Raw genomic sequence first — 5,337 nt, 5'->3', positions numbered from 1 at the left:
GGTCTACTGCTGACATGTCCCGCGCCGATGAACGGCAGCGGGGCGGGGTGTTTGGCTTGTGGGCCTTCGCATCCTTTCCCTCTTGCACGGCTTCGCCGGCGGGATTAGGATGGGGGCATCGATTAGGCCCCATTGCTCTGGTGTTCCCGCCAGACCAGTGATGAAAAAGCCGCCCTTGCCGGGGCGGTTTTTTCGTTTTCGGGGGGTTCTACTGCGCTAGCAGCACTCCCGCCCGCGTTGTCATATCGCTGCCAAGTATCGGCCTGCGGCCCTTAAACCGCAAGCAGCTGCCGTGTGCACATACATTGCACACCTTTGGGATGTGCGCTTTTGCACGTTGGCATTACGTCGTCGGCTCGGATCGATCGCCCTGGCGCTGAATGCGCTCATAGACTTCTTCGCGGTGGACGGGCACGTGCGGCGGGGCGGCAATACCAATGCGGACCTGGTTGCCTTTGACGCCCAAGACCGTCACGGTCACTTCGTCGCCGATCATCAACGCATCGCCAATACTGCGGGTGAGAATGAGCATGTGGGGTTTCCTGCAGGAGTGTGGGAATGGTGGAAGCACCGCTGCGCTGCGTCCAGCTGCCGGCCAGCGCGATGCATCCAAGGACAGAAGGCGCATTACGCGCCTTCGAGCAATGCCGGCGCACGCACAGGGAGCGCGAAGTCAGCGGCCAGCTGGCTTGCCACCTCGACGGTGAGGATGTAGTGCCCACCGGCAATAACCAGCGCAGCCAAGCTGTCGGACACCGCTGCCGGCGAGAGGATGAAGACATCGAGCGCGGCCAGACCATAGACCGTGCAATACGCCGGGCCTGCGGTATCGCCGACGCGCTTGGCCAAGTGCACGCCGAATTGTGGCCGGCCCGACTCCACTTGACTGCGCACGTGCAGCAGCAAGCCCGGATGCGGGGTTCGATAGCTGCCGGTGCGCGTGTTGCCGTGGTTGGATCTGCTGTATTCCATGTGTCGTTCCTTCGCAAGGCTCACGGTGTGCAAAACCATTGCACACCTTGAGTCTAAAAAAAAGCTACCGCCGCAGCTTACGTGAGTAGATACAGCATCCAGCAGAGCCATGCGATGGCAAGGCATGCCTCCAAACGGTTGACAATATGCAAAATTTCTTGATCGTCCATTTTGCTGACCCCTACTGTGTCATTAGCGTGACTTGTACGCGATCCAGAGAAGCCCCACCAGACCGCAAACAACGCCGATCAAGTAGATCACCCACGCGTGGTCGCTGATTGGACTGCTAAATGCCGCATTGGGTGCAGCCGGCTCAAGGGTCGCAAGGCCGTAGATGCCAAAGCCGACGAGTACGCAGCTCAGGACCAGATTTACGAAATGGTGACGGATGGCATACAGGAGCGAGTGGCGCAGTTTCATTGGGATGACTCCATGAGGGGAACGAGGGGAACACAGCGGACAGCGGCGGCGTGCCGCACTAGGATAATTCAAGCGTAGCTTGACTAGTATTGCGGGCGACCGTCCCACGGGTGGGCGTAGCTGCTGCTGGACAGCTTGACGCCATTGCGGGGGTTGACGCGCTTGCGGAGCGGTTCGGCCTTTGTGTACTGGCCTGGCACCGGGATAGTGGTGCCGGACATGTTGCCGGTGTCCTGTCGCTCCTGGACCAGCTCGCGCAGGGTCACGGTGCGATTCTGCACGGCGACGACTTCGTAAAAATCCACATTGGTCTGCTCGTAGCCGTAGCTGGACACCAGCACCGCTCCCACTTCCAGCGTGTGCGGCCGCTTGGCTTCTGCGCGGCGTTCGGCGTGGGCGTCGGCAACGCGCTGCCGGCGCTCAGTGAACCGGGCAATTTCGGCGTCGGCCTCGGCCTGCGAGCGGAACGAATAGCGGTCCAGCTTCAAGCTCTTGCCGTGAAACTCGGTCACGATGATGCGGCCGAGTTCTTCGGCAACGTAGTAGCGGGAGCCGTCGGCCAAGTCGTGCGGCTGGTGGGCATAGCGCGGACCTGTGAGGTCATCACGCCACTGCGCACGCTCGGCGGCAGTGAGGGAGGCGGGGTGGGGTAGCTTGCGCATGGCGGTGTGTCCTGGTCAGTGGTTGGGGGTGTTGGCCAACAGCGCAGCGGCGGCGCGGTCGTGGTCGGCTTGTTCGGTGAGTGCGATCGCTTTGCGTGCCAGCTCGTGGGCGCGGAACAGGCTGCGTGCGCCTCCGGCGGGCAGCTCGCGCAGCTGCTGGGCTTCGCGGCGCAAGCGAGCTGCATGCGCCCGGCAGGCGCGCTCATGGCGGCGGTGGTCGGCGATCAGTGCACGCACGTTGTTGGCGGCAGTCATGCGGCACCGCCAACACGATCCAGAAGCCGGCAGCGCTCGCACTGGATCGCAGGCAGTGGCGGCAGCGCGGGGCAGCAAAGGCATGGCGTGGACCGCACGAAGTCGGTCAGCTCTGCGAGTACGGCGCGGGCGTGGCGCAGACCGGCGTCAACACTCACGCCGTGGATCTGCTCGGTGGTCTTGGCCTGGTCCATCGTCGGTTCCTCGATCGTTCCGGCCCGTGGTGTGCAATACCATTACACACCATTAGGCAAAAAAAAGGGGGTCAGTCTTCGGTGGGCTGCATGATGGTGATGACCGGCTCGGCATCGTCGCCGGGGCCGATGTGCATGTGCAGGGTCACAATGCGGGCCTGGTGGCCTCGGCCCTCACGGGGCACCCGATGCAGGGCGAAAGGCACGCGGTTGGCGTCACCGCCACGGGCGGCGAAGTTGCGCGCCATGAACAGCACATCCCACAAGCGGCCTTCCTCATCCTGCGGCACGCGCTTTCGCTTGGTGTCGTCCTGGCTCCATGCAACGCAGTCAGCCCAGACGGCCCGCGTGACGGCAACCGGCACCTTAAAGCCGGCCTCGCGGGCGAGAGTAGACACGTCCACCAGGTCGCCGTTCTCGATCAGGTCAGCGCGGGTGTGGGAATGGATGATGTCGGATGCAGTGAACATGGCGATGTCTCCGGTAGTGGTGTGCAATGTCTTGGCACACCCATATAGTAGCGATTTGCATGCAAGCATGCAGGCTGTCATGCATGCATCTCTGTGTTCTGCCGATGGAACATCACCGCTCGCATCAATGCAGGGGTTGCTGCACTTGGTCGCTCGCGGCGCCTGGTCCCCGGCCACGCCTTGCCCTGGTCGTTGCCGAAGCTCGATTACATGACAACGCCGGCATGCCTGACCTGGCCACACACACCACCATGCAAAACCCGCTTTTGTGGATAGTCGTCGCCGGCAGCGCAGCCACGTGCCCGCGTGCAACACTGCGTCTAACCACTGGCGAGGCGATACACATGCAAGAGCAAGACGCACCCGATGACGAATGCTGTGCGATCTATTCCGGCAAGTTCCAATCTTCGCCTTTGTCTCTTGTGTCTCTTGGCTCGCGCTTACGCACGATCAACGTCACTTCGCCCTCAATGGCGACCGGCACAGTGCGTAGCTTGAGAGTGAAACCGCCGCTTCGATGGGGAAAGGCAACACCGCACCGGAACCACTCGGTTCCGGCTTCGCCATCGCCTTTGGTGTAGGCGTGCGGTGAGACGACATCGAAGCGGTCATGCGTCGTGGTGGGGGTGTTGGCGTTTGCTGCGGTGGATTCGGATTTAGGCATCGTCGTCGCGTCCTCGGCGTGTGGTTTGGTGCGCGTGCGATAGCACGTGCATAGGCGAGGTTACACCGTGCAATACCATTGCACACCTCGCCTGTGCGGTGTGCTGTTGCGGACTGCGACGCAGGCCGCATCATCGGTGGCCGCCTGCCGGCGGCCACCAGGTCACGCGGCCGTCCACGCATGCTCCACGGCCAGCGCGTAGCGCTGCCCGTCGCCGTGGGGGATGGGTGTCTCCATCCCCAGGCGTCGGGGGAGCGGTGGGGCATGGGTGGGCGGGCCTGCCGGTTGCAGCTCGTCCCCGGCTTGTCCACGGGGGCGGCCAACGGCCGACGCTGACCAGGTGGTGCCGCCCACCTGATCAGCGCCACGGTGGGCAAGCGGGGGGCGAGCTGCCCGCCCTCAGCCTGGAAAGGCGGGGTGGGTAATAGACGGATGAGTCGGGGTCATGTGTTGATTTACCTGGGCGGGTAGTCTGCTGTCGCCCGGCCAGCTACACAGGCGGCATTGCCTACCGTCTATTACCCACCCGCATAGCCCTGTCAGACGAACAGCTGCTTGATGGCGTCCACCGGCACGTCATGATCGCTGTCGGTGTCGAGGGTCGGGAGGCTAATCACCTTATCCAGGATCACACGTGCACGTTGTTGCAGTTCTTTGTCGCTCAGGTTGTCTAGCAGGAAGATCCTGCCAGCAATGGCATGTGCGAGGTTTTGCGGACCACTGCCGCCATAGCCCCAGCCGTAGCCGCCTTCGTAGTTGAACAGATCGCGGCGTGTGGGCAACAGCTCGGCCCGCTTGTCAGGTTCGTGGCGATAGAGCGCCACGCAGGCCCCCTCGACTATTCGCAGCAGAATGTGGCTCATTGGCACCTCGTCAGCATGGGCATGCGGCCCGGAAGCACTCATTGTGCACGGGAGCGCGGCGGCTTCTGCAAGCGGAGCGCGCAGGGGCGAGGATTAGGGCCGACTGGCGATGACGCGGCACGCGGCATCGGTGCGCAGCACCCCAAGCCGGTAGACCGCCTGCGGTCACGCCCCCACGCTTGGCATGCGGATCTGCGTCGGCATGCTTTGCCGTTACTTTGGGCGGATGCAGCGAAGCGAAAAACGGGGCTTTCGCCCCGTCCCTCCTTAGTTGAGTTTTTCGACCAGCGCCGCGATGGCTGTGACCAGCGTCGCCAGGGCCGTGATGATGGCCGGCAGATTTTCCAGCACCGTTGTGAGGACTTGATGCGTGCGTTTTTTCATAGTGCGTTCCTTTCGGCGCGGGGTTATTGATCGCGCACCGATCAGGCGCATGGCGGATAAGGCAGACCTGCAAGGGCGAACCCGGAAGCCGCAGCGCAAGCGACCGCAGGGAGTGCGAACGGGTGAGGATTCGCCCTTGCAGGGCGGCCGAGCCATGCGATGTTCGGAGCAAGCTGGCGATCAATAACGCTGCGTCGATGCGAAGGAAGCGCACTATGAGCACGCATCACGGCCGGGGTGCTGGATGCCGGGCATTGGCCCTGGCGACGCTGGTCGTCGCGGCGCTGGTCGGAAAACGACGCGCGGGACGCGGCGTGGCTGTGGCTTCTGCAAGCGGAGCGCGCAGGGGCGAGGATTAGGGCCGACTGGCGATGACGCGGGGTAATCCCCCCACTTCTAGCGGTCGCCAGAAGTGGAGCTAAGTGGCCATCGCCAACTTCATGGCAGGCGTGA

The 5,337-nt window shown here is 63.3% G+C and carries 9 protein-coding genes; all 9 read right to left on the bottom strand.

Annotated features, from left to right (window positions below; all coding sequences use genetic code 11):
- Positions 1-343 precede the first annotated feature (343 nt).
- Positions 344-532, bottom strand: coding sequence for a carbon storage regulator CsrA (gene csrA / locus LL972_RS21300; RefSeq protein WP_046932121.1), 189 nt, complete (start codon positions 530-532; stop codon positions 344-346).
- A 95-nt stretch (positions 533-627) separates the two neighbouring features.
- A complete protein-coding gene (locus LL972_RS21295) occupies positions 628-972 on the bottom strand; it encodes a hypothetical protein (RefSeq protein WP_228329284.1) in 345 nt (114 codons plus the stop codon).
- Positions 973-1,164: 192 nt separating this feature from the next.
- On the bottom strand, positions 1,165-1,392 hold the full coding sequence (locus LL972_RS21290) for a hypothetical protein (protein ID WP_228329283.1): 228 nt from the start codon (positions 1,390-1,392) through the stop codon (positions 1,165-1,167).
- A gap of 83 nt (positions 1,393-1,475) precedes the next feature.
- Positions 1,476-2,054, bottom strand: coding sequence for a hypothetical protein (locus tag LL972_RS21285; RefSeq protein ID WP_228329282.1), 579 nt, complete (start codon positions 2,052-2,054; stop codon positions 1,476-1,478).
- A 15-nt stretch (positions 2,055-2,069) separates the two neighbouring features.
- Complete coding sequence (locus LL972_RS21280; RefSeq protein ID WP_228329281.1) at positions 2,070-2,309, bottom strand: hypothetical protein; 240 nt, start codon at positions 2,307-2,309, stop codon at positions 2,070-2,072.
- On the bottom strand, positions 2,306-2,503 hold the full coding sequence (locus LL972_RS21275) for a hypothetical protein (protein ID WP_228329280.1): 198 nt from the start codon (positions 2,501-2,503) through the stop codon (positions 2,306-2,308). The genes LL972_RS21280 and LL972_RS21275 overlap by 4 nt, the downstream gene beginning before the upstream one ends.
- Positions 2,504-2,574: 71 nt before the next feature.
- Positions 2,575-2,973, bottom strand: coding sequence for a DUF6573 family protein (locus tag LL972_RS21270; RefSeq protein WP_228329279.1), 399 nt, complete (start codon positions 2,971-2,973; stop codon positions 2,575-2,577).
- Positions 2,974-3,358: 385 nt separating this feature from the next.
- Positions 3,359-3,637 carry a hypothetical protein gene (locus tag LL972_RS21265; protein ID WP_228329278.1) on the bottom strand — a complete coding sequence of 93 codons (279 nt, stop codon included), beginning with the start codon at positions 3,635-3,637 and terminating at the stop codon, positions 3,359-3,361.
- A 539-nt stretch (positions 3,638-4,176) separates the two neighbouring features.
- A complete protein-coding gene (locus tag LL972_RS21260) occupies positions 4,177-4,500 on the bottom strand; it encodes a DUF6166 domain-containing protein (protein ID WP_228329277.1) in 324 nt (107 codons plus the stop codon).
- Positions 4,501-5,337 lie beyond the last annotated feature (837 nt).

This window comes from Xanthomonas campestris pv. asclepiadis, assembly GCF_020784175.1.
Classification (GTDB): Bacteria; Pseudomonadota; Gammaproteobacteria; order Xanthomonadales; family Xanthomonadaceae; genus Xanthomonas; species Xanthomonas campestris_D.
Note: the sequence above shows the minus strand (reverse complement) of the source record. Positions and strands in the feature narration are given on the sequence as shown.